This is a genomic window from Natrinema halophilum (assembly GCF_013402815.2).
GTDB lineage: Archaea > Halobacteriota > Halobacteria > Halobacteriales > Natrialbaceae > Natrinema > Natrinema halophilum.
The window spans coordinates 2,160,207-2,183,865 of sequence record NZ_CP058601.1 but is presented as its reverse complement, the minus strand read 5'-3'; the positions used below and the strand labels follow the sequence as shown (position 1 = coordinate 2,183,865).

27 protein-coding genes are annotated in these 23,659 nt (G+C 60.6%); 15 read left to right on the top strand and 12 right to left on the bottom strand.

What is annotated here, in order from left to right; translation table 11 throughout:
* The first annotated feature begins 47 nt into the window (after window positions 1-47).
* From HYG82_RS31420 to HYG82_RS31390, 7 genes are all read left to right on the top strand, one after another.
* Complete coding sequence (locus HYG82_RS31420; protein WP_179260999.1) at window positions 48-776, top strand: archaellin/type IV pilin N-terminal domain-containing protein; 729 nt, start codon at window positions 48-50, stop codon at window positions 774-776.
* Between the two features lie 2 nt (window positions 777-778).
* On the top strand, window positions 779-1,492 hold the full coding sequence (locus tag HYG82_RS31415; protein ID WP_179260998.1) for an archaellin/type IV pilin N-terminal domain-containing protein: 714 nt from the start codon (window positions 779-781) through the stop codon (window positions 1,490-1,492).
* 2 nt (window positions 1,493-1,494) lie between these two features.
* Window positions 1,495-2,211 (top strand): archaellin/type IV pilin N-terminal domain-containing protein, encoded by a 717-nt coding sequence (locus tag HYG82_RS31410; protein ID WP_179260997.1) that lies wholly within the window; start codon window positions 1,495-1,497, stop codon window positions 2,209-2,211.
* A 2-nt stretch (window positions 2,212-2,213) separates the two neighbouring features.
* A complete protein-coding gene (locus HYG82_RS31405) occupies window positions 2,214-2,966 on the top strand; it encodes an archaellin/type IV pilin N-terminal domain-containing protein (RefSeq protein WP_179260996.1) in 753 nt (250 codons plus the stop codon).
* A 27-nt stretch (window positions 2,967-2,993) separates the two neighbouring features.
* The gene (locus tag HYG82_RS31400) at window positions 2,994-3,446 is read left to right on the top strand and encodes a DUF7500 family protein (RefSeq protein ID WP_179260995.1); all 453 of its coding nucleotides are present in this window, start codon (window positions 2,994-2,996) and stop codon (window positions 3,444-3,446) included.
* A 622-nt stretch (window positions 3,447-4,068) separates the two neighbouring features.
* The gene (locus tag HYG82_RS31395; protein ID WP_179260994.1) at window positions 4,069-4,506 is read left to right on the top strand and encodes a DUF5807 family protein; all 438 of its coding nucleotides are present in this window, start codon (window positions 4,069-4,071) and stop codon (window positions 4,504-4,506) included.
* A gap of 129 nt (window positions 4,507-4,635) precedes the next feature.
* Entirely contained in the window at window positions 4,636-5,331 is a 696-nt protein-coding gene (locus HYG82_RS31390; RefSeq protein WP_179260993.1) for a hypothetical protein, read from the top strand.
* A 58-nt stretch (window positions 5,332-5,389) separates the two neighbouring features.
* Here the strand turns inward: HYG82_RS31390 and HYG82_RS31385 are convergent, their stop codons facing one another.
* The 3 genes from HYG82_RS31385 to HYG82_RS31375 form a co-directional block, all read right to left on the bottom strand.
* Complete coding sequence (locus HYG82_RS31385) at window positions 5,390-5,860, bottom strand: carotenoid biosynthesis protein (RefSeq protein WP_179260992.1); 471 nt, start codon at window positions 5,858-5,860, stop codon at window positions 5,390-5,392.
* A 103-nt stretch (window positions 5,861-5,963) separates the two neighbouring features.
* Entirely contained in the window at window positions 5,964-7,247 is a 1,284-nt protein-coding gene (locus tag HYG82_RS31380; RefSeq protein WP_179264460.1) for a DHH family phosphoesterase, read from the bottom strand.
* A gap of 126 nt (window positions 7,248-7,373) precedes the next feature.
* The gene (locus HYG82_RS31375; protein ID WP_179260991.1) at window positions 7,374-7,838 is read right to left on the bottom strand and encodes a universal stress protein; all 465 of its coding nucleotides are present in this window, start codon (window positions 7,836-7,838) and stop codon (window positions 7,374-7,376) included.
* A 170-nt stretch (window positions 7,839-8,008) separates the two neighbouring features.
* On the opposite strand from HYG82_RS31375, the gene HYG82_RS31370 reads away from it, so the two are divergent.
* Window positions 8,009-8,467 (top strand): universal stress protein, encoded by a 459-nt coding sequence (locus HYG82_RS31370; protein ID WP_179260990.1) that lies wholly within the window; start codon window positions 8,009-8,011, stop codon window positions 8,465-8,467.
* A gap of 328 nt (window positions 8,468-8,795) precedes the next feature.
* Here HYG82_RS31370 and HYG82_RS31365 read toward each other — a convergent pair whose 3' ends face one another.
* Both HYG82_RS31365 and HYG82_RS31360 read right to left on the bottom strand, forming a co-directional pair.
* Window positions 8,796-9,386 (bottom strand): GNAT family N-acetyltransferase, encoded by a 591-nt coding sequence (locus HYG82_RS31365; RefSeq protein WP_179260989.1) that lies wholly within the window; start codon window positions 9,384-9,386, stop codon window positions 8,796-8,798.
* A gap of 2 nt (window positions 9,387-9,388) precedes the next feature.
* Entirely contained in the window at window positions 9,389-9,760 is a 372-nt protein-coding gene (locus tag HYG82_RS31360) for a universal stress protein (protein ID WP_179260988.1), read from the bottom strand.
* 150 nt (window positions 9,761-9,910) lie between these two features.
* On the opposite strand from HYG82_RS31360, the gene HYG82_RS31355 reads away from it, so the two are divergent.
* The 3 genes from HYG82_RS31355 to HYG82_RS31345 all read left to right on the top strand — a co-directional run bounded on the left by HYG82_RS31355 (window position 9,911) and on the right by HYG82_RS31345 (window position 12,274).
* Window positions 9,911-11,392, top strand: a complete 1,482-nt coding sequence (locus tag HYG82_RS31355) for an ATP-binding protein (RefSeq protein WP_179260987.1) — start codon at window positions 9,911-9,913, stop codon at window positions 11,390-11,392.
* Window positions 11,393-11,720: 328 nt separating this feature from the next.
* Window positions 11,721-12,047 carry a HalOD1 output domain-containing protein gene (locus HYG82_RS31350; RefSeq protein ID WP_179260986.1) on the top strand — a complete coding sequence of 109 codons (327 nt, stop codon included), beginning with the start codon at window positions 11,721-11,723 and terminating at the stop codon, window positions 12,045-12,047.
* A 56-nt stretch (window positions 12,048-12,103) separates the two neighbouring features.
* Complete coding sequence (locus HYG82_RS31345; RefSeq protein WP_235217879.1) at window positions 12,104-12,274, top strand: UPF0058 family protein; 171 nt, start codon at window positions 12,104-12,106, stop codon at window positions 12,272-12,274.
* A gap of 441 nt (window positions 12,275-12,715) precedes the next feature.
* On the opposite strand, the gene HYG82_RS31340 is transcribed toward HYG82_RS31345, so the two are convergent.
* Both HYG82_RS31340 and HYG82_RS31335 read right to left on the bottom strand, forming a co-directional pair.
* Window positions 12,716-13,627: an HFX_2341 family transcriptional regulator gene (locus HYG82_RS31340; RefSeq protein ID WP_179260984.1), complete on the bottom strand. Its 912-nt coding sequence runs from the start codon at window positions 13,625-13,627 to the stop codon at window positions 12,716-12,718.
* 231 nt (window positions 13,628-13,858) lie between these two features.
* Window positions 13,859-13,999 (bottom strand): hypothetical protein, encoded by a 141-nt coding sequence (locus tag HYG82_RS31335; protein WP_179260983.1) that lies wholly within the window; start codon window positions 13,997-13,999, stop codon window positions 13,859-13,861.
* Between the two features lie 249 nt (window positions 14,000-14,248).
* Here HYG82_RS31335 and HYG82_RS31330 point away from each other — a divergent pair, with 249 nt between their 5' ends.
* Together HYG82_RS31330 and HYG82_RS31325 are read left to right on the top strand one after the other, a co-directional pair.
* The gene (locus tag HYG82_RS31330; protein WP_179260982.1) at window positions 14,249-15,184 is read left to right on the top strand and encodes an ATP-grasp domain-containing protein; all 936 of its coding nucleotides are present in this window, start codon (window positions 14,249-14,251) and stop codon (window positions 15,182-15,184) included.
* Entirely contained in the window at window positions 15,181-16,101 is a 921-nt protein-coding gene (locus HYG82_RS31325; protein ID WP_179260981.1) for a hypothetical protein, read from the top strand. The genes HYG82_RS31330 and HYG82_RS31325 overlap by 4 nt, the downstream gene beginning before the upstream one ends.
* 93 nt (window positions 16,102-16,194) lie before the next feature.
* On the opposite strand, the gene HYG82_RS31320 is transcribed toward HYG82_RS31325, so the two are convergent.
* Genes HYG82_RS31320 through HYG82_RS31310 form a run of 3 tightly spaced genes read right to left on the bottom strand, consistent with a single transcriptional unit; the run spans window position 16,195 to window position 18,665 of the window.
* Complete coding sequence (locus HYG82_RS31320) at window positions 16,195-16,857, bottom strand: DUF6517 family protein (protein ID WP_179260980.1); 663 nt, start codon at window positions 16,855-16,857, stop codon at window positions 16,195-16,197.
* Between the two features lie 51 nt (window positions 16,858-16,908).
* Window positions 16,909-18,387, bottom strand: coding sequence for a sodium:solute symporter family protein (locus HYG82_RS31315; RefSeq protein WP_179260979.1), 1,479 nt, complete (start codon window positions 18,385-18,387; stop codon window positions 16,909-16,911).
* Entirely contained in the window at window positions 18,384-18,665 is a 282-nt protein-coding gene (locus HYG82_RS31310) for a DUF3311 domain-containing protein (RefSeq protein ID WP_179260978.1), read from the bottom strand. Before HYG82_RS31310 ends, HYG82_RS31315 begins: the two co-directional genes overlap by 4 nt.
* A 176-nt stretch (window positions 18,666-18,841) precedes the next feature.
* Here HYG82_RS31310 and HYG82_RS31305 point away from each other — a divergent pair, with 176 nt between their 5' ends.
* The gene (locus tag HYG82_RS31305) at window positions 18,842-19,630 is read left to right on the top strand and encodes an ArsR/SmtB family transcription factor (RefSeq protein WP_179260977.1); all 789 of its coding nucleotides are present in this window, start codon (window positions 18,842-18,844) and stop codon (window positions 19,628-19,630) included.
* Window positions 19,631-19,911: 281 nt separating this feature from the next.
* Window positions 19,912-21,369 carry a DNA primase DnaG gene (gene dnaG, locus HYG82_RS31300; protein ID WP_179260976.1) on the top strand — a complete coding sequence of 486 codons (1,458 nt, stop codon included), beginning with the start codon at window positions 19,912-19,914 and terminating at the stop codon, window positions 21,367-21,369.
* Window positions 21,370-21,472: 103 nt separating this feature from the next.
* Here dnaG and HYG82_RS31295 read toward each other — a convergent pair whose 3' ends face one another.
* Both HYG82_RS31295 and HYG82_RS31290 read right to left on the bottom strand, forming a co-directional pair.
* The gene (locus HYG82_RS31295) at window positions 21,473-21,883 is read right to left on the bottom strand and encodes a DoxX family protein (protein WP_179260975.1); all 411 of its coding nucleotides are present in this window, start codon (window positions 21,881-21,883) and stop codon (window positions 21,473-21,475) included.
* A 448-nt stretch (window positions 21,884-22,331) separates the two neighbouring features.
* Window positions 22,332-23,657 (bottom strand): DUF92 domain-containing protein, encoded by a 1,326-nt coding sequence (locus tag HYG82_RS31290; protein WP_179260974.1) that lies wholly within the window; start codon window positions 23,655-23,657, stop codon window positions 22,332-22,334.
* Window positions 23,658-23,659: the final 2 nt, after the last annotated feature.

Below are 23,659 nucleotides of genomic sequence, written 5' to 3'. Positions count from 1 at the left end.
GACGCTGGCGCGATGCGGACGAGGACGGCATACAGGGTGTACACACAATGTTCGAAGTAATAACAGACAACGACGATCGCGGGCAGGTCGGGATCGGGACGCTCATCGTGTTCATCGCGATGGTCCTGGTCGCGGCGATTGCAGCAGGGGTACTGATCAACACGGCAGGTGTTTTGCAAAGCCAGGCGTCCGACACCGGCTCGGAGACTCAGGAAGCCGTTGCAAACCAGATCGAAGTCGTGCACGCCAGTGGCGGAGTGAACGAAAGTACGGAGGATGGCTACGTCGATTCGGTCAACCTGACGGTGATGAAATCGGCCGGGTCGAACTCGATCGACCTGTCATCGATGACGATCCAGTACACCAGTGATACCACCGACAAGACGTTAACTCATGGAGGAAACGATGCTGCCATCGGAATTACCGAAAATTCCTATACTGATGCAACTCCAACAACCTACACGTTTGGTGTCGTTAGTGGTGACGCAAACTCCACTAAGTTCGCAACGACCAACATTGCAGGTGAGGCCGGCGGTGACTCGGAACTCATCAGCACCGACGATCGCGTGAAAATCACCCTCCACCTCGCTGCGATCGAAGCTGGCACCCACAACGAGAGTTCCAGTGGACAGGCTCTTGGCAATGCACTCAAAGGTGAAGGCCTCGATGGCGGCGACAGTGCGACGATAAAGCTTGTCGACCAGTCCGGTGCGCAGTTCAGCTACGGCCTGACGGTGCCCTCGACCTTTGGTGACAAGGAAGTCGTGGAGGTCTAACGATGTTTGAGGCAATCGAAGATCCTGACAAACGCGGGCAGGTTGGAATCGGGACGCTCATCGTGTTCATCGCAATGGTGCTGGTCGCGGCGATTGCGGCCGGGGTCCTGATCAACACTGCGGGCGTCCTGCAAAGCCAGGCGTCCGACACCGGCTCGGAGACTCAGGAAGCCGTTGCAAACCAGATCGAAGTCGTGCACGCCAGTGGCGGAGTGAACGAAAGTACGGAGGATGGCTACGTCGATTCGGTCAACCTGACGGTGATGAAATCGGCCGGGTCGAACTCGATCGACCTGTCATCGATGACGATCCAGTACACCAGTGATACCACCGACAAGACGTTGACTCATGGTGGAACCGATACAGCGATCGGAATCGAGACGGTGACTGCTGGTGGGAGTGATTATGGCGTTGTCAGTGGGTCCGCTACCTCAGCCGAATTTGCGACGCGTGATATTGCCGGTGACGATGGGGGCGACACTGAACTCATCAGCACCGATGACCGCGTGAAAATCACCCTTCACATCGCTGCGATCGAAGCTGGCACCCACAACGAGAGTTCCACTGGTCTTGATCTCGCGAACGCTCTCGAGGGCGAAGGCCTCGAGGGCGGCGACAGTGCGACGATAAAGCTCGTCGACCAGTCCGGTGCGCAGTTCAGCTACGGTGTGACGGTGCCCTCGACCTTTGGTGACAAGGAGGTCGTGGAGGTCTAACGATGTTCGAAGAAATTACAAATTCTGACAGGCGCGGACAGGTTGGAATCGGGACGCTCATCGTGTTCATCGCGATGGTACTGGTCGCGGCGATTGCGGCTGGGGTCCTGATCAACACTGCGGGTGTCCTGCAAAGCCAGGCGTCTGATACCGGCTCCGAAACACAAGAGGCAGTGGCGAATCAGATCGAAGTCGTGCATGCGAGTGGGAGCGTTAACGCCACGACGGCGGATGGTCGCGTCGATTCGATCAACCTGTCGGTGATGAAATCGGCTGGTTCAAACTCGATCGATCTGTCGTCGATGACGATCCAGTATACGAGCGACTCGACGGATAAGACCTTGACGCACGGTGGAACCAATACCTCGATAGCATTTCTAACCAGAAATGGAGCACCTGGTGGCCCCTATGGCATTGTCTCTGGGGACGCAAACTCCACCAAGTTCGCAACGGCCAACATTGCCGGTGATGCAGGCGGCGACACCGAACTCATCAGTACTGAAGACCGCGTGAAAATCACACTTCACGTCGCCGCGATCGAAGCCGGAACACATAATGTATCTGGCACAGGGGGCGATCTGGCAAAAACCCTGAATGGAGAAGGCCTCGAGGGCGGCGACAGTGCGACGATAAAGCTCGTCGACCAGTCCGGTGCGCAGTTCAGCTACGGCGTGTCAGTGCCCTCGACCTTCGGTGACAAGGAGGTCGTGGAGGTCTAACGATGTCCGAGGCCACAATAGACTCCGAGGAGCGCGGGCAGGTTGGAATCGGGACGCTCATCGTGTTCATCGCGATGGTCCTGGTCGCGGCAATCGCGGCCGGTGTCTTGATCAATACTGCCGGTGTCCTACAGAGTCAGGCCTCGGACACTGGATCCGAAACGCAACAAGCGGTCGCAAACCAGATTGAAGTCGTACACGCAAGCGGGAACATCACTCAGGATGGAGACTACGTCGATCGACTGAACTTGACAATCAAGAAATCGGCTGGCTCACAGGCCATCGATGTGAGTTCGATGACCGTTCAGTATACGAGTGACAGTGTCGATAGAACGCTAACATATCGCGGGTCCGACACCACCTATCAGGAGGCGACTGACGCTGATATCTCGACAAATGCATCCGGTGCCGAAGCCGAACTCGATCATTACGTGGGCGGATACACTGCTTCAGCTGGTGACTATACGGACTTCGATTCCATTTCGGACCCCACCCAGATGGGCCTCTACGCAGCGGATAGCGATCACTTCACGACGTTCGCCGTCAACAATGGCAAAGCCTTCTTGACGGACAATGAAGAGCGTATCACGCTTACCATCAACACCACGGTCATCGAAGACCCTAACGGACTCGACGATGGACTCAAAGGTGGTGAGGGTGCGACGATAAAGCTCATCGATCTGTCCGGTGCGCAGTTCAGCTACGGTGTCGAAGTACCCTCGACGTTTGGGAACAAGCAAGTCGTCGAGGTCTAAATCCCCCTACACAACCACACACGATAAATGACCCCCGATCCGCTCGAGCAAGATGACGGCGTACTCGCCCCCGACGAGTTGCGGTTAGACGACGATCACGTCGACGAGTTGGGCGAGAACCGGTATCTCGTTCGATCCGAGGGGGCCGGTTCGAAACGCGTTGCGAGACCGCCAGCCACCGAGGCTGTAGACACGCCGCCAGCGGGCGACTTGCCCGCTGGAGACGGCCATACCGAGAGTGACCATCACGCACGCACACCTCACGCACACTCGAGTGAACTCGCCGATGCGTCCGAACCGCACGGTGTCGATATCACGCTGAAGACCGACCGGGAGATCGCACATCATCGCGCGACGTCGCACGACGTCCGCGAGGTGTTCGTCGACCTCTTGACCTGGTACGCCGGCCAGCTCGACGACGATCTGTCGCCGAGCGAAGCACTGCAGGTAATGCTGGCGGCGTCCGATCTCGAGGTCTGACTGGAACCCGTCACACACTACAGGGAATACGACGGCGGCTCGATTTTTTGCGCCAGTAGCTATAGTAGATGTTGAAACTCAATGTACCTCCCGCTTGCGAATTCGCGGCCAGCGAGGATTCGTTGGCCGCAGCAATGCGAGCGGTGAGTAACTCGTTTCAACGACTACTATGACGCTGACGGAAAGCGCAGGCGCCGCGACTTCTTTCACACCCTCTCGAGGTATCGTCGTCGAACGCGAAAAGACGCGCTTCGCGGGGTCGGTCCGACTGGAACGACAAACGAGTGTACGGTCGGTAGTGTCCCGACGGGCAACCCACTATGGGTTCGCGAACACATGTGGTCGTCGTGCGCTTTCACGGTGGACAACGAGTGGAACGCGGTGTTGACCGTTCATTCCCGTGACGTCAAGCAGGGAGGAAGCCGCTCCGAGTCTATGTTTTCAGAATCTCCCTATACTTCTACTTGACGTAGAAAACTAAAAGTTACAATTCAGATGAAGAAAACCAATGCATGTCTCCTGTACCGAAAGTGCCAACAGCCGGGGCTATCCGTCTCGACTCGTCGGACTGAATCGAACGTAAAAACCGCCCTTTTTCCACCTCGAGCGCGAATCTGCCGATATGAGTGACCCACGTGAAGCGTTTTTGGCGGGCGAACAGCCTGATGACGTCGCGCTATTTCTGGCTGATTCGTACGTTTCCGACGCGCGCTTAGAGCAGTTCGGTGATCGCGTCGACGACGGCGTTTTGATCGTCGTCGACGGTGAACGCGGTCGGAACGCCTTTCGGGCGGCGACCGGCACCGGCGCGATGGAATTCGCCAAATCTGCGATGAACCTCGAGGGGAGCATCGACGACGATCTCACCGACGGACAGTGTCCCGAAGCATCGTCGGACGACGGACACGCGGTCCAGTTCGTCTTCGCGTTTGCCGAAGAACAGAACGAAGACGTCGGCAGCATCTACGCCGAGGGTGACGTCATCCACGCCTACGCCCAGTGTACGTGCGGAACGGCGTATTCGGATCGATGGAACGCGACCGACACGGCGGCGCGGTAATGCGTAGGGGAAGCACGGTTAGATGGCCGTTTCGCTCGGAGGACGGTCGTCGTCGGTCGCGCTGGCGTAAATTCCGCCGGCAAGCGACGCCCGTTAGCCTTTGTCGTCGGGTGACGTACAGAAACAAAGATGAGTTCGACCGAAGCCCCATACGAGACCGGCGGCGGGTTCGGTCTCTCGAGCCGGGAAGCGCGCGTGATCGGCGGTGCGAGCGTCCTGATGGTGATCAACGTCCTGTTGATGTACGTTCTCGTCGTAACGCCGCTTGCATCCATCAACGAGTATCTGTTTGCGTTGCCTATCGTCGGGGCGATCGTCTACGGGGCGGCTATCGTCGGCGGCCAACTGATCGCCGAACGAGGCGTCGAGGGCGGTGATACGGGGATCGCGTTCGTCGGGATGGTAATCCTGCAACTGGCCTTCGGAATTTTCGGCGCTGGAGTCCTTCGCTTTGCTCCTCGAGACGCCCACCTGACGATCCTCGTCGTGACGGCGGTCGTCGTCGCCGTGCTCACCGCCGCAATCGGGGCCTACGTCTACGCGCGGTCGAAGTCGTTCGAGCACTGGGGATCGTACGCTAACTACGCGTTTATCGGCGGCATCATCGGAATCGCAGTCGGGACGTTCGTCGCGCCGGTCTTGCTACTCGGCTTCGTACTCGTCTTTCTCGGCTTTCTGCTCCGATTGGGGTGGGAAATCTGGAAGGTCCGCGACCAACGGAACGCGTCGGTTACGCTACAGACGATCGGGGTATACATCGCCGTCGCTGGCGTCTTCGTCCACGTCCTCCAGCTCGTGATGCGGTATTTTGCGTCGCGACAGTGATCGGTCGGCTCGGACGGGTGTCTGGGGTAGATCTCCGACGCAACGATCGACTGACTGGTCAGGCGACGGTGACGGCGAGCGCCGCTGTGAGACAACTGATCGTGAACCAGCCGACGAAGTTCCACCAGGGAACACCGCGATACCGAGGGCCGGGGAGATCGTCCGTGTACGTCCAGTATCCGTTCGCGACGCCCTGGTGGTCGGTAAGCACGTCGTAGGTAGTCGCGAGCACGCCGGCGGTGACGACAGCCATCCAGCCGTCGGTAACAAGGAGGCTAATGCGAAAGGCGACGTAAATCGTCCCCGTCCACCCGAACAGCACATAGACCGGGACGCCGATGACTGTGGGTCCGATATGGTGGTCCAGCCACCCGAGATTGATGGCAGTCGCCTCGCCGACGAACGCAATGAGCACGCCCCCACCGAAAAACGCGAGCGTGGTGGCTGTCGGCCACGTAAACGCCGCGTGGGTCATCGAGAGGACGCCGATTGCAACGGCTGATCCGGCGAAGAGACGGTCCTGCGACATATGTATCGATTCCAGTCCATAGAGTAAAACGCTCTGATATATCTGTGGTGCGTTGGTAACGGTACTCCGACCGGCGTTCGAGTCGCGATCGAATCACGGGTCGTCAGTCGTCGCTCGTTTCCGAGTCACCGTCGGGTTGCTCGCTTTCGACGATCTCCCGGAAGGCGTCGAGAATCACCCGTTTCGTCACCGCACCGCGGGTCGTCCAGTGATTCGCGTAGTCGAGCATGTCGTCGTAGATGTCGGGTTTGCAGCCCGCAGCCTTGGGGTGGCCGCCGCCGTTGACCTTCCCCGCGACCTCGTGGCAGCGTTCGAACGCGTCCGTTCCTCGGATCGAGGCCGATCCGGCGGGTTTGACGATGACCGAGGCGTCGGCTCCCTGTTCTCGCATGGCCTCTGCGACCTCGTTTTGGGAACACCTGCCGTACGTGATTCCAACCGTGTACCCGCCGATATCGCGGAGTTCCGCCCGTCCAACGGCCTGTTCGATCAGCGCTTCTTTTTCGATTCGGCGCTCGGAGATGAACTCCTCGACCCATTCGGGCAGGTCGACACCGTACTCCCGGACGATTTCGACGTACTCGGCGGGGTCGGTCCAGTACGCGTAGTCCGCGAGGTCGTCGCTGCGCGGATCCTCTCGTAACCAGAGGTCGTGATCTCGCGTGACCGCCGCCAGCTCCTCGTACATCGGACCGAAATCGTATTCGAGCGAGCGACAGACGACGTCCGCGCTGCACTCCTCGTCTGAGTCGCCAACGACGAGGTCGACGCCGACGTCGCGAACTGCGCGCGCCACGTCATCATCCCACTGGTGGTGGTCGTACCAGGCGATTCGGTCTGCGGTCCCGAGCGCGGCTGCGAGTTCGTCTTCGACGTACTCGTATCTGTCCGGCGCGAGGTCACAGACGTAGACGTCGAGTCCCTCGTCACCGTACTCGGCGACGCGAGCCAGTGCATCCTCGACGTCGTGAGGGCTAGCTGGAACGAGCGCGACGGTGTGCGGCGTTGGCTCGGGCTCCTCGAGCGCCGGCTCGGAGTCGCCGGTGCCGATGTGGGCCTGGTCATCGTCCTCATCGTCGGCGTCGTCCACCGCATCGGCCGCCACCGCCGGTCGGTCGTCATCACCGTTACTCCGCTTTCCGTCGTCCTCGTCGGGCGCGGGTACGTACTGGACGTCGCCGTAGGCTTCCCGAATGAGCGCGACGCAGGCCAATCCGTCGGCATCGGGGTCCGCGATGACGGCGACTTCGGCCCCTTCGAGCGCGGCTTCGGTCTGTTGGTCCTCGAGGTCTGCTTCGAGCGTGTCGGGCAAGAAGAAGCCAGTTCCCGGCACCACCGATTTGCGGGCGAGCGGCAGGTCGCCGCTATCGATGAGTTCGTCGTACATGTCTTCTGGTGTGTGACCGGTAGGGAAGTAACCGCCGGTCTCGGGAGCCGACCGCTCTGTTTCGAACATCGAGAGAGCGCTGTCGGTGTGCCGACAGTGCGTAATGCCAGTACTGCCAGCGCGGAGTCAGGCTTCGGCACCGGATTCAGTACCGTCGTCAGGCTCTGCTGGATCGAGTTGTCGAACCGTTAGGACGGGGACTGGAGAGGTACGGACGATCCGTTCGGCGACGCTGCCAAGCAGGAGACGGTTTTCGCCGTGGCGACCACGGGTTCCGGTCGCGATTACGTCGGCGTCGACCTCGCGAGCATAATCGCAGATTTCCACGGCCGGATGTCCGTCACGGATCGCCGTCTTTACGTCTCGATCCGCGCGACCTTCGACGGTAGCGAGTGCGGCGTCGGCGGTTGTCTCGAGGGCAGTCTCGAGTTCGTTCCGAAGCTGCTTCGGGGAGGCATCGACCTCTCCGGCGTCGATCACCGAGAGCGCGTGGACCTCGGCGTTGAACCGGTCTGCGAGATCGAGCGCGACGTCGACGGCCCGTTTCACGCTGTCGGAGCCGTCGGTGGCAACCACGACCGTATCGAACATAGCCGTGGATTACGCTCGTAACCGTTTAAATATCCCCGTTCGTCTCCGAACGCCGAGCAGCAAATGACGGGCACCAGCGGACGACCTGCAAGCTGCGATCGTAGATGCAACCCGACGTATACGCACCGCAGTGGGGTGGATTTTTTGTGACGGGCCACCCACTGCGGCGTATGGACGTCAGCGAGCCGTTTGCCGTCGACACCGTTCTCGCACCGGTCGATGGCAGCGCGGAGTCAGCCACCGCCGTCGAGTATGCTATCGCCGTCGCCGACCGGTACGATGCCACCGTTCACGCGCTGTTCATCCTCGGACGCGGCGTCGTTTACGGATTGGACGCCGGCACGGTCGACGAAACCGCCGTCGCAGAGAACACCCAGGGCTTTTTCGATGACATCGACGAAATCGCCGGCGACGCCGACGTCCCGCTCGTCACCTCCGTCGACGACGGGTTCTCGCGGACACGAAAAACCCGTCATCCCGGAAACGTCGTCCTCGACACCGCCGATGCGATCGATGCCGACTTCATCGTCCTCCCTCGAGAACCGATCACCGGGACTGAAGCGGAAGTCCTCGAGCAAGCGGCCGAGTACGTCCTGTCGTACGCGAGTCAGCCCGTCCTCTCAGTTTGACGGCTGCCGACCATCGATCGGTTACGACGGTGCCGTCTCGGGTACGTCCGACAGCGCACTCGGCGGAGACGGAACTGCGACGCAATGCTCGAGTCGCGTCCCGTTTACAACGACTGTACAGATGAGTAGCCAGTAGACTGCCGCGATGATGAGACGAGATCGACGATCGTGCCTGCGGGAACTGTACTCCTGGGAGGGACTGTTCACGGCGATGCGTTCGGAGGGATTCCGGGATCGAAACGCTTCGACGTCGGTTTCGAACGGGCACCGTCGGAACGAAGCGAGTCGGACGCGATCCGGTATCTCGGAGAAAGGGATACGCACTGGGTCAGCGTTCGCCGTCGTCCTCGGCAGCATCGAGCAGGATAGCCATCTCCTGTTCGAAGCTTTCGGTTCCAGTCGACTCGAAGCCGACTCGCCTGTAGAGAGCGATTGCCGGATTGTTCCACCGTTCGACGGTTAACCAGATATGGGTGAGGCCGATATCGCTCGCGTGACCGAGCAGGTTTTCGAGTAACGTCGTGCCGATTCCGGCCCGCTGGTACGCCTGTAGGACGAAGATGGCGAGCTCCCACTCTACGTCCCCCACGTCTTCGATCGCCGATGGATCGTCGGTATCGGGAACGAGCATCGCGTGAGCGACCACATCGTCATCGTGGCGGGCGACGACGTTGATGCTGTCATCACCGATCGTCTCGAGCCAGTTGCGAATACGTGCTTCACCGGTCGGTGGAATCCCCTGTGCCCGATCCGTTGGATCGAACTTGGCGTACATCTGGATGACGTCATCGAGCACCTCTCCGGTGAAATTCGGTGGTGACCTGATCTCGATCGAGCGCCCCTCTCGATCATCGACCGTCGTCGGCGGCGACGGGAAGGGGCCTGACGGTTCGTCGGGATACTGACGCGAGCCCATCATTGTTATCGCACCAATTTGACCGTCGTCGGCGCGTTCAACAGAACGAACTCAGTGATCGGGCCGAGTTGGATTTTCCCCATTGGACTCAGCGTTCCGCCGCCGATTACCAGCTGATCGAATTCGCCCTGTTCGGCGTAATTGACGAGCGCGCTTCCGGGGTCTCCTTCGAGCGTCTCGACGGTCACGTCGTCGAGGCCCGCCGCCTCTAGCCGGTCGACGGTCTGTCGATACATTTCGTCTTGCGAGCGTTTCGCCTCTGGTTTGTCGACGACGACGACGGTGAGCTCGTCGCCGACCTCGAGGGTGCGCTCGATGGTCCGCCTGAGCGTCTTTATCGACTCGTCGCTACCGCCGAGACCCAGCAACACGTTCATACCCCTGATTGTGAGCCGACAGACGAAAACGATTGTGCCGATTCGGTGTCATTCGATATCGCGGGGCGCGCTACCCGTCGTGTTGAGACTGAGTCGCAGACGGTGCGCAGGACGACGCTGTTAAGAGCGTGTGGTGAATACGATGACGGAATGAGTGATGGTGCGCTCGATGTCGTGGAGTTCCTGCTCACGACGAGCGTGTATTCGGACGACAGGACGCTCGACGAAAACGATCTCCCGCCGTCGTACCGCAGGGTCTACTGGACCGGCGGCGTCGACGACGAGGACAACAGCGAGAGCGAGGTGACAAGCGATACCAGTCGAAAACCCGCTGGTATCAGTCGTCCGCTGTCAGCGACGACCAGTAACGCCCGCGACGCCACCGGCGTCGACCGCCCGTGGGAAGCCGTCGCCGACCTGATGTTTACGGAGCGAGACGAGTTCTCCGGCACGATCAGCCTCGCCCAGCAAGAGATGGCCGAAGAATGGTACGTCGAACGGGCCGACGACGATCGGCTACTCGAGAATCCGACGCTGGCGAAACACTTCGAGCGCCACGAGGAGTACGATGTCGACGTCACCCACGAGGCTGCCCGCGAGCAGAACCGCCCGATTCAAGCCGATCGCGTCTGGATAGATGGCCTCCTCGACGAGTACTTCGACCAGGACGAGGACGAAGAGATGCTCGACCTCGTGGAAGTACGCGCACCGGAGGAAGTCGAAATCACGCTCGACGATCTCGTTCTCACCCGGGATCAGGAGAACGAACTCGACAAGATCTCGAAGGCGATCGAACACCGCGAGTATCTCGCGAACATCGGCCTGCGCGAGATCGGGAAATTGCTGTTCGTCGGCCCACCGGGGACCGGCAAGACCTCGACCGCACAGGCGCTCGCCCAGGACATGGACCTCCCATTTGTCGAGGTCAAACTCTCGATGATCACGTCGCAGTACCTGGGCGAGACGGCGAAAAACGTCGACAAGACGTTCGAGGTCGCGAAACGGCTCTCACCGTGTATTCTCTTTATCGACGAGTTCGACTTCGTCGCCAAGACCCGCCGCAGCGACGAACACGCAGCCCTCAAACGCGCGGTCAACACGCTGCTCAAGAGCATCGACAACGTTTCGCTCATCGAAGACGACGTGTTGCTCATCGGAGCGACCAACCACCCGGATCAGCTCGACGATGCCGCCTGGCGGCGGTTCGACGAGATCATCAACTTCCCCAAGCCGGATTACGACATGCGGGCGGACATCCTCACGGTCATCACCCAGCAAATGGACATCGACGAGTTCGATCCACACCTCGTTGCGGAGGTCACCGAAGGACTGACGGGCAGCGATCTTCGGATGGTACTCCGCGAGGCCGTCCTCGAAGCGCTGACCGAAGACCGAACGGAACTGACCCAGGATGATCTACTCAATGCTGTCGAGGAGTTCGAAGAACGGGATACGTTAAAGAATATGGATATGATGGGCGGCAACCACGACGCGCTTGTTGCGGGCGGCGACCTCGGCAAGGCGAGCGACGGTGGTGAGCCCAACGGTGCAGGTCATTCCTCGTCAGATCACGGATCCGACGGCGGCGACTCGGCGAGCGATCACGGTCACGATCACGATCACGACCACTAACACTCGATTCGATTTTTCTATCGAGTGCGAACGCCTCTCTTCTGACATGATCGCATCGTTGACGGCCCGCTCGAGTAATCCAACCGATCAAACGCAGAACGCCGTCGGTGCAAACCGCCGCTACAGCCTCCGTAGTCCGTCGATGAACGCAAAGAGCGTATGGAGATGTATGAAAACGGATCAGTGGTATCCGTTCACTTCTCGTGTGCTGTATCGCTCGATCCCACGAACAACAGTATGAAATTCGTTTGCTGTTCTTGCCCACAATAATTACTTTACCAAACCATCGGGGGTAGGAAGTTATGTGTTAACGATTATCATTCCCGCTATGGCGTACGATGGCTTCGACGTGACGGCTGACGGGAGAGTAGAGATATGGACGGAGTACGATGACGAAAGTGCCGTGATAGAGGTACTTGCACAGGTACTGGCTGTGCTCGAAAACACGGAGATAACTGATATCGAACCGTTGTACGAGTCCGTTGAACCGGAGGCGGTATTTCGGCTTCTACAGCATGCAGCCGAACGGGATTGCCGCGTCGGTGTGGAATTCACGTACGATGAATTCACCGTCACCGTCAGCGGGTGTGGATGCATCCACGTCCACGACGGGTCACCACGGCTCATCCATTCACAGGAGGGGTACGGCCGATGAGAAAACAAGCGCTCGTCCATATACACGCGTTAATATCGGAAATACGCGCGTTCATTATGGAACGCGAATCCGTCCCCATGGGCGCGTTTGCGACCTACGATCAGATCGGCATCTTGCCCACGGAGATCCATTACAACAAACGAAAGCACAAAGAGAGTATATTTACGCTTCTCGAAGACATTCTCATGTCTCTCGAGCGGCTTTCAACTCGAAACCTCATCAGATAGCCTCTTTCGGCCGGCATTCCGTCGCTATCGATTGCCATCGTCTTCGTTTCGGCCACGTTCGGGTCCTCGATACCGCTTTCATTCCGCGTCGTTCCGGTTCCGAAGCTGTGGTTCCGCGGTCCCTTTGATATCGTGTCCCCGATTCGCGTCGAACACGTCCACAAACGAGGAGAACCTGACGAATCGATGGCGATCACCCGGCAACTGATCGACTCGTAGCCGGAGCCGAGAGCAACGGTTCGTCTCCGACGTACTCCCTCCCGTCGTTCGCGGGACTACCGTCGTTCGAGGCACGTCGGTACTATACGCACTCGTTGCGACGTCAAACCCGATTCGGAGTGCGCTCGTCGACGCTCGCGGCTCTCGATCGGAGCCGGTAAACGGCCGGATCGAATCTCGAGCAAAAACAGCGGAGGCAGGTCAGGGCCGCGCCACTGGCACTCAGTCGTCGATGTCGTCGTTGGAGTGAGCGCGCACCCACAGTTCGCCGATTCGTGACAATCGCGTCCGGTACGATTTGCCGTGTTCCTCGCGTTCGATGTAACCTTTCCCACCCGGTCCCAGGCGGTCGACGTTGTAGATCACTTTCGAGCGGAAACTGTCGGTGTACTCCTCGTTGAGTTCGCGGGCCAACGACTCCGCGAGTTCCGAGACCGAATCGAACTCTCCATCTTCACCGAGCTTGTACAGGATGAGCTCCTCGAACGGCTTGACGTTCGAAAAAGAGGCGACCGGCAACTCGACGATGTGTTTGCCGGCGATCTCCTTCGCGCCGATGGTCGTCCCGCGTTCGTCGAATTCGTCGAGTAGGTGGCGGGCACTTTCCAGGCGGGTCTCGATTCGGTCGCCCTCGATATCGGGCGCCGTCTCTGCTTCGAGAAATTCCTCGAGCAGTGCGATCTGTTCGCGCAGTTCTTCGGCGAGTTCTGTCTCGAGGTACTTTTCGGGGGCAGTGTAGTAGGTATGTATCCCCTCTCGATCCTCCTGGCGCTCGACCATCAGCGAGTGGGCGGCGTTCGCGAAGGCGAAACTCACGGTCCGAGGCATTGCAGCGACGTTAACCCAGACCTCGTTTCCTCGGTCGAGTTCCGCCGTAATAAGGTCGTAAGCCTGTTCGAAGGCCTCGTCGTAGTTGTACACATCCTCAAGAATAAATCGGTTCGTCTGCGCGCCGAGCAGGTTTTTGAAATCCGTTTCGAGCTTCTTCGAGAGGTGCCGGGAGTATTCGACGTTGGCCTCGCTGCCGACGGCTCCCTCGAGAAGGATGACGCTGTCGACGTCGATCTGATCACGGACGAGCGGCGCGATCAGCCGGTCGTAGTCGAAGCCGACCGGAACGATGTGCGTTTGCATATACTGTAGAGGTGACCGGACGGTATAAAAACCACCAGACTCCCGAACGCGTCCGACGAAAACCTGCTGCGGGCTTTTTCAGTCGAGTACCGATCTGCCAACTGCTGTTCGACGCAACGGTGTGTCACAAAAACAGAGGAGCGTTTCTCTCGTGTCTTTCCCGGTGTCAGCCGAGGCGGCTATCCGGGAAAGTGCGTCCGGTTCCACTCGTCAGTTCGGCCTCGAGCGACACTAGCAGCCCGTTTCCGCACAGGCCAGCGTCGTGACTCCACCTTCCTCACCGATTGCCAGTGTCGTAACCATCGGAGAGGCGTTCGATCGTTCTTCGAGGTCTTCGACGAAGTGCACACCGTCGTTATTTTCTGCTGTCATGCAAATTGCTGGTTGAAGACAACTCACTATTAAACTTTCTAAATCATGCAAGTTCACGCAATTATTGATGGCTGTTACCAGATGACATTGACACACGGCTGCGGCTCGGTAACGGGCCCAATTCCGGTCACGGATTGGATCGTGAACCTCTTCGGGTTCAAAAGGACGGTTATATATCTACATCGATACGTAAAATACGCAATCTAACTTCAATAGTGTTATTGGTATAGTAGCTAAATAATTCGGCGTATGGGTGTACTGTTAATCGGTCCAGAAGCGGACCTGCAGGTGAAAGCGGTGACACGAGAACTCGAGAAACGGGGGGTCGAAACGGCGCTGTGGGACGCATCGTCTTGGCCCGGCGACGTGCCGGCGACGGTTCGACACGTCGGAGACCAAACGAGCGTTTCGGTAGCCGACACCGAAGAGATCCCGGCGGAATATCACACGATTTACTTGCGACAGCTCGGCTTCGATGCCCGCTATCCGGAGTTCGAGTCCGAGTTAGATGAGCGCCCGCTGTCAGTGATCAATCAGATACGCGAATACCGGGGTCTCCTTCTATCTGCAGTCAAGCGTCTTCAGGACGAAGGTGTACGGGTAATAAATCCGCCCGAGGCGATGAGTATTCACGATCTGAAACCCTGGCAGCTCTCGACGCTCTCTGCGGCCGGGGTTCCGGTACCGGAGACGTGCTCGACGAACGATCCGGACGAGGTACGGACGTTCGCAAACCGCGTCGAGGACGTCATCTACAAACCCGTCACCGGTGGCGGCCACGCACACCGCCTCGAGAAGGATGATCTCGAAGACGAACGCCTCACTCGGCTCGCAAACTCCCCGGTACAGTTTCAAGAGCGGATCGACGGGGACGACGTTCGCGTGTTCGTCGTCGACGGAGAGGCAGTCGCCGCCGCCCGCATCGTCTCGGACGCGCTCGATTATCGCAGCGTCGAACACGACGTCGAACGGATTCCACTCGACTCTCTCGATCCCGAAATCGAACGAGCAGCGTGCCGTGCAGCCACGCAACTCGAACTCCCGTTTACGGGCGTCGACGTCATCGACGGCTCCGACCGCTTCGTCGTTCTCGAGGCGAACCCGTCGCCGATGTTCGCGACGTTCGATGAACTCGCGGGTACGCGTGTCGCCGACGAACTCGCTGCGTTTCTCGCCGACCCATGACGGTTTCCAGCGATGCAATCTCCGATGACGATTCGGAACGGGACGGGACCGAAATACGCCGAAATTTCGGGTATACCTGGGGCGAAACCGACGGGACGATCTGGATCCGAAACGACGACGGCGAATACAAGCGCATCGATCCGGCGTTTCAGGAGCCGTTGCGCAAACTCGCCGTCGGTGAGAGCGAGCCATCGTCAGTCGACCCGAAGGTTCTGGAGGCGGTCGACCTGCTGGCCGAAGGCGGATACCTCGAGCCGGGAGGCGAAATACGACGGGTCGAGACTCCGGGGGATATCCGTCTGTGGCCGCGACTCGTAGTGGCTGCAGGGATGACGCTCGCACTCTGCGCGCTGGTGGTCGCCAACTGGGGACCGATCTGGAGTCCACCGGGTTCGATCGGGAATACGTTCGTCATCGTGCCGTTTTTCATCGGAGCGACACTTCTCCACGAGTTCGGCCACTACGCCGCCAGCCGGCCCTATTTCGAACCGTCGATCACGATCGGGCGACTGAACGGCATCATTCCGGCAGTGATAACTCGAACCAGGGACGCCTGGCAGTGTCCGCGAAACGTTCGCATTTGGATTAGCCTCGCCGGACCGATCGTTGATATCGTCGTCACGCTCGGCCTTGCGATAGCGCTGACGCTCTCTCCCGACTCCGCCATCCTCGGCTCGCTAATCCTCGTCCAGCTGTTTCGGCTGCTGTTCGTCTTCAATCCGCTCATCGACGGCGACGGCTACTGGCTGTTCGTCGACGTATTCGGGACCCACAACCTTCGCAACCACGCGTTCAGGGATCTCAAGCGAGGGCGACCGACGCCAAAAGCGGCGTTCGGACTCGCGATAGTCGTTTTTACCGGCTGGTTCGTCGCCGCGAGCGGCTACTTTCTCGGACGCGCGCTGGGGCTTCTCTGAGCCTGGAAACCCCGTCGTGCATTCGATTGGGGTCTTCCGTCGATCATTTCGCCATCCCGAGCGCGAACGCTCCCGTTCGATCTGAGAGTGACTTCACTCGAGACCGTCGGAAACCCCGTTTCCGGCTGGCGCTCCGAGATCGAGTCCCCGAAACAGGTCGACGATTGCCTCGCGATCGCGGGCCGGATCGACGTCGAGCGCAGCGGCGAGGAGGTCGGCGCCGTCGGGACCTTCGAGCGGAAGCAGCCCGCCGGCCAGGACGTACGCGTCGTCGGCGGGCCAGATAGCCACGTGTGCTTCCGCGTCGATGCTGGCGTCTGCGCCAGCGGCTTCGACCGTATCGGACGTATTCGTCGTGTCGATCGGGTACGCGGTCTCGAGAACGCTGAGGTGACCGACCGCCCCGTCCGGTCGATCGATGTGTTCGCTCGTGCGTTCGCCTCGAACGGCGATTTCGTCGTCTTCGATGGTGTCGACGAACTGGTCGCGAGCGTTGGGGGCGGCGACCTCGAGCGCGTCGGCTGCCGAAAGGCCGATCGTCTCCAGAGATGGGCTGATGCGTACGTCGACGGTGAACAGCGACCGCACCGGAACGTCGCCAACGGATCGAAGCCGCTCGAGAGCGTCGGCGGTCGGCTGGTGTTCGAACACGGCCGTCTCGGTCGTGATCGTTGCGAGCGAAAGGGTCCGATCGTCGGTTCGGCGGCCCACGCGCTGCCAGTCGTCGGCGACCGCGGGCGGCAGGTCGATTGCCATCGACGGGTCGTACAGTGACGGGACCGTTCAGTGTGGTGGTTCGCGCTCCGTTCAGTCCGCTCCGAGCTTATCGAAGTAGATCGCGCGGCGCTCGGCGGCGGCCGGCGTCGTGACCAGGGAGACGGCGGCGGTGACGAGCAGACTGAGTCCCATTCCGACGAGACCGGCCGACCAGCCCGCGTAGGAACCGGGAACGATGGCGAGGAAGAGGCTCATCATGTAGAACGCTTGGCTCGATAGAATGCCGGCAGTGATGCCGGCTCGCGTCGTCCGTCGCCAGTAGAGCGCGAGCAGGACGGGCAGCGCGAGCTGAGCGAAGCCGCTGAAGGCGGCCTCACCGATCTCGAACAGCGTCGCGGGCTGGAACAGGCTGGCGACGAAGGCAGCTGTTGCAAAGATCACGACTCCGCCGCGGGCGAGCAGATCCTCGCGGCGATCGGAGAGGGTTCGGTCGACGAACGGGCGGTAGAGGTCCCGCGTGAAGTACGACGAACCGGAGAGGAGCATCGAATCGGACGAGGACATCATCGCCGCCATCGCGCCGGCGATGATGAGTGCTGCGAACCAGAGCGGCGTGTACTCCGCGAGGACGATGGGGAGAACGTTCGCGCCGTCCGGCACCGCGACCCCGAGACCGGCGGCCCACGCGCCGAGCATGAACGAAGGTACGAATAGCAACACGCAAAGGATCGGCCAGAGCGCGAACGAGCGCTGGAGGACCCGCCGCGACCCAGCCGCGAAAAAGCGCTGGTTGACCTGTGGAAACATCGCGACGCCGAAGCCGATCGTGATCGCCGTCGAGAGGATCCACGGGACCGAGTAGACACCGCCCCCGAGCGAGAGGAAGCCGGCAGTGTCGGGGTTCGACGCGAGCGCTTCCGTCGCAGCACCGGGCCCGCCCACGGCCGCGAGAACCCACAGCAGCGCGGCCCAGGTCGTAATCAGCATGAACGCTCCCTGGATCGTATCGGTCCAGGCGATCCCCCGCATCCCGGCGGCGACGACGTAGAGGATCATGAACGCCGTGATCAGCCCGGCACCGGCGGCGTACGAGACCGTTCCTTCGGTGAGCGCCTCGAGTGCGGTCCCTGCGCCGACTTGCTGGAGCATGACGTACGGGAATAGCCACAGCAGGCTCACACCGGCGACGAGGCCGCGGAGCCACCGCGAACCGAAGCGGTCGCCGAGCATCTCGCCGAGAGTCACGTAGCCATACTGCTGGCCGAGCAGCCACTGCTTGTAGCCGATCACGTACCAGAGGACGGCGAAGATGATACCGTCCATCAGCCCCATGACCAGAACCCACTCGGGTCCGTTCGCGTACGCGATGTTCGGCCCGGCGAAGAACGTGAACGCGGACAGTAACGTCGCGAAGGTCGTAAAGAGCAGGACGACGGTCCCGAGCGTTCGGCTCGCGAGGTAGAAGTCCTCTGCGGTCCGCTCGGTCAGCCGGTAGGCGACCAGCCCGACCGCGAGCGCAATCAGGAGGTAGCCCACGATGATGGCGAGTTGCAGCGTAACCGCGTTCACGGCGACTCACCCCCGGCATCCGACCCTCGAGCGGCGTCGGTCCTTCCGCGGGCTGCTTCGCTCGCGTTCCGACCGCCTGGTTCGATACCGATACCCCACGCGCGTCTGGTGAACACCCAGAATACGATCGACGCCAGTCCCATCCAGCCGACGTGCCACCAGAGCCACATCGGTAGCCCGGCGACGACGGTCGCGGATCCCCACAGGAACCACGGAATTGCGAAGCTGGCGAGGACGACGGCGACGCCGATCCAGAGTCCGAGTTCGGTACGGCGCATGCCTCTCGGTTCGTCCGAGTATGGGTAATTCTTTCTATTCGATCATCGATATCGAAGAGAATTGTTCATCGATCCGCCAGGGTGGTTACGTCCCGTGGTTTTCCCTAGCTGAAAACGCTCTTTCACCGAGGAAAAAGGGTTTACGTGTTTGATAGCAAATACGTATTACACTCGAAATGGCCCGTCTGTTTCCCTTTCGCTCCGAGACGGCCGCCGAGGAGGGAAAACCCCGCATCGTCGACCTCGAGGGTGAGGATGCCGACGCGGTGTTTGCCGCCCTCTCCTCGACGACGGCTCGACGAATCTACTCCCGACTCGACGACGAACCCGGGACGCCAAGCGACATCGCCGACGCGATCGACTCTTCGATCCAGAACGTTCGCTACCACCTGGAGAACTTAGAGGATGCCGGCCTCGTGGAGGTGATCGACACCTGGTACTCCTCGCGCGGGAACGAGATGAGCGTCTATACAACGACTGACGGCCCCCTGATCGTAACGAGCGACGAATCACGTGCGACGCAGCTGAAAGACGCGCTCACGCGGTTTATCGGCGGTGTCGGCGCACTTGCTGGTGGCAGTCTGCTAGTCCAGTATGGCGTTATCCGGTGGCTTACACCGACTAAGTCAGGATCGCAGGACGAGGGTTCGAACCCGACGGAACCGGCTGGGGCAGTCGACGACGGATCGAGCGGGGATTCGACCGACGGCGGCGGCGATTTCGGGATCGAAACTATCAACGAAACTAATAATACGGGAACCGATACCGCCGGGGGTAGTGCAGGTTCGTCTGATTCCGCACTCGACGCCGGAAACGAGAGCGTTCAGAACGCCAGCGACGGCGGTCTCGAGGTCGCCGATGCGGTGTTCGAAACCGTCCCGCCCGGATTACTCTTTTTCCTCGGTGGACTGACCGTCTTGCTTGCGGTGATGGTTTACTGGTACTGGTATCGGCCGTCGTACTGAGAATGGACGATGTACGTCGGTTCGTCTGGTCTGTCGCATCGTGATCCGTCTGGTCGGGAAGTGGCGGTCGACGAAGTCGATCGGACTGCTCGGTGAAGCCGCGGCCGACAGCATCTGTGTCACCGGAATCCGACCCACGAACGAAGCGGTCGCGGTTCTCGACCTGTGGTCCGTTCTCCGGCGGTCAACAGCTATTTCCCCCTCACGAACGAATTCTTATATAAATCGGTCTCTGCACGCGACTCCCGCGTCACCGCGCCCCTCGCGGGGACAGATCTCCAATGGAAGACACTTCGAAATACCTCATTCACGCGGACGTGACGGCTGACGGGGTCGTCGAACGGAGCGACGTCGTCGGCGCGATATTCGGCCAGACCGAAGGCCTGCTCGGCGACGAACTCGATCTTCGCGACCTCCGTCAGTCGGGAAAAGTCGGCCGTATCGACGTCGAAATTGCAAGTACACAGGGCCAATCCCATGGTCAGGTAACGATAGCGACCAGCCTCGACAAAGTCGAAACCGCCACTCTCGCCGCATCCCTCGAGACGATCACCCGAGTCGGCCCGTGTCGGGCCACTCTCGAGGTGAGAGAACTCGAGGACGTTCGGGCTGCGAAACGAAAGGAAGTCGTCGACCGCGCGAAGGAACTGCTCCAGACGGGGTTCGACGACACGATCATGTCCTCGGACGAGATCCTCACTGAGGTGCGCCAGCACGTTCGCGTCGAGGACATCACCGAGTACGAGGGGTTGCCCGCCGGTCCCCGCGTCACCGACAGCGACGCCATTATCGTCGTCGAAGGACGGGCCGACGTCCAGACGCTGCTCAAGTATGGCATCAAAAACGCCATCGCAGTCGAAGGAACGAGCGTCCCGGACGCAGTCTCCGAACTCACCCGCCACCGAACCGTGACGGCCTTCCTCGACGGCGACCGCGGCGGCGACCTCATTCTCGAGGAACTGTCGCAGGTTGGCGACGTCGATTACGTTGCGTTCGCCCCTGCCGATAGCTCCGTCGAAGACCTCGATCACCACGAACTGTTCGCCGCCCTCCGAAACAAGGTCCCGTACGAGACCGTCTCCGAATTGAACGAACCCCGCGAAGCGGTCGCCGCGACCGACGGCAGTACCACGCCAGCACCGCCGGTGTCCGACGCCGGAACCGCCTCTTCGGCGACCATCGAGGAGGGAGCGACTACTTCGAACCATCACGACCGCGCATCGTCCGCCCGAACGGAATCAGTGTTCGACTCGAGCGGCGAAGCCGAAACCGATTCCAAGTCGCAGGCGAGAGCCAAAACCGATCGAGCGACCGGAAACCGGGGCCAACTCGATTCAGCGACCCCCGAATCGGAACGATCCGAACCGGATCGCGGCGAGGAAAACGACGCGGAGGTCCAGGCCGAACCGGCCGATGAGCGCGACCCGGAAACCGTCTACGGCCATGCGTCGGCTATCATCCGGGCGGACACCGATCGCGTTCGGCTCATAGACGCAAACGGTGAGACGATCGACGAAGTCGATGCGAGCGAGGCCTACGATGCCCTCGAGTCGGCCGAAACGGCCCCGGCGACGGTCGTCCTCGACGACATCCTCGGCCAGCGCCTGCTCGATCTGGCCGCCGATAGTGGCGTCGACCGGATTGTCGCCCGTTCGATCGGGCAGTTCACCAAGCGGCCGACCGACGTTCGAATCCATGCGATCGACGATATCGCGCAACGGCGACCGGACGCCGACTAACTCGGTCGAAATCGGGGCGAGCGCGAGCGACGACGATTTGTCGCAGGGTATTCCATCCTATGGCTAGCTTTTCAGTTATTCGTCCCGTGCCTGGTGGTGAGGACTATTCGACCGACCTATCGGCCGTCCACAGTGGTGCGGCCAACATCCAGATGTCTTCCGCGAGGAACGCCCCGCAGCAGACGAGAACGGCGATATTCTTCCAGCTCGGTCCGGCGTAGAGGACCGCGACTACCATCACAGGTATCAGCGACAGAATCGCAATCCGTTCGCGGGTCCCGACGAGCAGCAATACGATTGCCACTCCTTCGACGAGTCCCGCGACGATGACGGTCAGGCTGGGAATCGGCATTCCAATCGCGTCGAAGAAAGACACCGACGTTCCGTAGGTGACGAACTTGCTCAGTGCCGGCTTCGCGATAAGTGCGACGAGAGCGAGGCGGAGGGCGATACGGGACCACTTCAGGATTCGCCGTTGAGTCGACTGGTCGTTCTCGAGGCGGACGCTCGACATATTTCCCAGTGAAGCTACTGAATAATAAGCGTATGCCGAGAATGAACCAATATGGAATATTCTTCAATCCAGCGTCACAGCGGTGATGTAGGCGCTCATCGCGGGCTCCGCTGCTTCGGAACCTCCGATCAGGTTTGGATCGAGGCATCGTCGGTCGAACCACGTCGTTGATACCGAGCCAGTACCGAACGACCCGCGATGACACCTCCGCCACTGGCCGCACTCGCGCTGCTCGGTAGCTGGGCACTCATGATCGTCTGGACGACGAGTTCCACCAGGCCTACTCTGGTATGGACCGATATTCGGTCGAACGATTCGCGGTCCGACGAGCAGTCGATTCCCACTGAACAGCCGGCGGATAGCGTCTCGTCGACGATGGGTTCCCGACCGCGGACGATTGACCGATGTTTTTCGTCATGGAATCGGCAGCACGGGATACCTGGTGGACTCACGCGATGACGGGGAACGTAAGCACCAGTACGGCACTGATGAGCGCACCGGACAACGTCGCGAGGAAGTTGACGCCCTGATTACCCAGCATGGTCCCTTCGAGCGTCGCCCCCAGCAGGCTATCCACGGTCATTCCGACGATGCCGGCGGCGACGATGATCGCCACACCGGTGCTCCCAACGTCGGGGAACAGCCCGTAGGCGATACCCGCGACGACCGCCGCACCAGCGATACCCGCGAGTTCGCCTTGCCACGTGACGCCCCCGTCCGTGCCGGGTTCGACCGGCTCGAGAGTAGTGATCAGTCGCGGCGTCTCGAAGACGCTGCCGATTTCGCTCGAGAGGGTATCGCTCATCGCAGTCGCAATGGAACCGGCAAAGGCAAACAGGAGGAGGACGGGATCCCAGGGGAGAAAGCCAGCGTCGCTGGCTGCATACCCCAACACCGCAACGAGGGCGACGGCGGCGTTGCCGAGGACGTTTCCGCTGCCGCGTGCACCGTTGTTGTCTTCGGCGACACCGAGGGCTTCTTTTCGCTCGTACCGGAACTTCGTCGAGAGGCCACCGATTGCGAAAAACGAGATAAGGACGGCGAACCAGCGGTAGTCACCCAGCACGATCGTCAGCAGGCCGAGTAGGATCCCGGTGAGCATACCCGCGATGGATGCCGTCTCGAGGTGGTAGGACGCGTACCCGAGGGCGATAGTGACGGCGAGCGCAACGAGTATCTCCCACTCGCCGATCGACGGTTCGAGTTCGGCGAGCAGCCAGAGGAGGAGCCCAACTGAGAGGACGACGATCGGATCGTCGGAGCGCAACAAAACGTCCCGGAGGAGCGCGGCGAGAAATGCCCCGCTCGCGGCGAGAAAGATGACGTTCGGCATTATCGACGCGACGACGTTGCTGGCAAGCGAGTGCGAAATGGTCTGCCCGACGACGGCGGCCGCCGTGCCAGCGAGACAGAACGCACCGACGCGAACGACGGATCGTTCGGTCCGTAGTCTGACCAATTGCTCGCCGAGGTTGCCGAAGCCGACGAGCAGTAGCGTTCCGACGAAAACGGCGACCGGCATCGACGCTGCAGTCGCCATAAGGCCGAGTGCGACCCCCGAGAGAACGAACGTTATGAGACCGTACAGACGTGAATCCTCGTAATCGCCCGGATAGGCAAGCAGTTCGAAAATTGGACCGTCGGTGACGACGTAGGCGGCCAGCAGGATGCCGCCAGCGAGCGCGGCCCCCACCCGTGGTCCGAAGAGCGGAACGGCGAGCGAGAACGTACAGATAAGTGCAAACACGCCGGCTCGCCGAACGGGTGCTGTCACGA

Coding starts and splice junctions, on each gene's coding strand:
- HYG82_RS31355 (WP_179260987.1), top strand. CDS start 9,911: ATGAGTGATGGTGCGCTCGATGTCGTGGAGTTCCTGCTCACGACGAGC.
- HYG82_RS31385 (WP_179260992.1), bottom strand. CDS start 5,860: ATGTCGCAGGACCGTCTCTTCGCCGGATCAGCCGTTGCAATCGGCGTC.
- HYG82_RS31375 (WP_179260991.1), bottom strand. CDS start 7,838: ATGTTCGATACGGTCGTGGTTGCCACCGACGGCTCCGACAGCGTGAAA.
- HYG82_RS31335 (WP_179260983.1), bottom strand. CDS start 13,999: ATGACAGCAGAAAATAACGACGGTGTGCACTTCGTCGAAGACCTCGAA.
- HYG82_RS31310 (WP_179260978.1), bottom strand. CDS start 18,665: ATGCGCCGTACCGAACTCGGACTCTGGATCGGCGTCGCCGTCGTCCTC.
- dnaG (WP_179260976.1), top strand. CDS start 19,912: ATGGAAGACACTTCGAAATACCTCATTCACGCGGACGTGACGGCTGAC.
- HYG82_RS31345 (WP_235217879.1), top strand. CDS start 12,104: ATGGAACGCGAATCCGTCCCCATGGGCGCGTTTGCGACCTACGATCAG.
- HYG82_RS31365 (WP_179260989.1), bottom strand. CDS start 9,386: ATGATGGGCTCGCGTCAGTATCCCGACGAACCGTCAGGCCCCTTCCCG.
- HYG82_RS31330 (WP_179260982.1), top strand. CDS start 14,249: ATGGGTGTACTGTTAATCGGTCCAGAAGCGGACCTGCAGGTGAAAGCG.
- HYG82_RS31410 (WP_179260997.1), top strand. CDS start 1,495: ATGTTCGAAGAAATTACAAATTCTGACAGGCGCGGACAGGTTGGAATC.
- HYG82_RS31395 (WP_179260994.1), top strand. CDS start 4,069: ATGAGTGACCCACGTGAAGCGTTTTTGGCGGGCGAACAGCCTGATGAC.
- HYG82_RS31405 (WP_179260996.1), top strand. CDS start 2,214: ATGTCCGAGGCCACAATAGACTCCGAGGAGCGCGGGCAGGTTGGAATC.
- HYG82_RS31415 (WP_179260998.1), top strand. CDS start 779: ATGTTTGAGGCAATCGAAGATCCTGACAAACGCGGGCAGGTTGGAATC.
- HYG82_RS31320 (WP_179260980.1), bottom strand. CDS start 16,857: ATGGCAATCGACCTGCCGCCCGCGGTCGCCGACGACTGGCAGCGCGTG.
- HYG82_RS31390 (WP_179260993.1), top strand. CDS start 4,636: ATGAGTTCGACCGAAGCCCCATACGAGACCGGCGGCGGGTTCGGTCTC.
- HYG82_RS31370 (WP_179260990.1), top strand. CDS start 8,009: ATGGACGTCAGCGAGCCGTTTGCCGTCGACACCGTTCTCGCACCGGTC.
- HYG82_RS31340 (WP_179260984.1), bottom strand. CDS start 13,627: ATGCAAACGCACATCGTTCCGGTCGGCTTCGACTACGACCGGCTGATC.
- HYG82_RS31380 (WP_179264460.1), bottom strand. CDS start 7,247: ATGTACGACGAACTCATCGATAGCGGCGACCTGCCGCTCGCCCGCAAA.
- HYG82_RS31400 (WP_179260995.1), top strand. CDS start 2,994: ATGACCCCCGATCCGCTCGAGCAAGATGACGGCGTACTCGCCCCCGAC.
- HYG82_RS31420 (WP_179260999.1), top strand. CDS start 48: ATGTTCGAAGTAATAACAGACAACGACGATCGCGGGCAGGTCGGGATC.
- HYG82_RS31295 (WP_179260975.1), bottom strand. CDS start 21,883: ATGTCGAGCGTCCGCCTCGAGAACGACCAGTCGACTCAACGGCGAATC.
- HYG82_RS31325 (WP_179260981.1), top strand. CDS start 15,181: ATGACGGTTTCCAGCGATGCAATCTCCGATGACGATTCGGAACGGGAC.
- HYG82_RS31350 (WP_179260986.1), top strand. CDS start 11,721: ATGGCGTACGATGGCTTCGACGTGACGGCTGACGGGAGAGTAGAGATA.
- HYG82_RS31360 (WP_179260988.1), bottom strand. CDS start 9,760: ATGAACGTGTTGCTGGGTCTCGGCGGTAGCGACGAGTCGATAAAGACG.
- HYG82_RS31305 (WP_179260977.1), top strand. CDS start 18,842: ATGGCCCGTCTGTTTCCCTTTCGCTCCGAGACGGCCGCCGAGGAGGGA.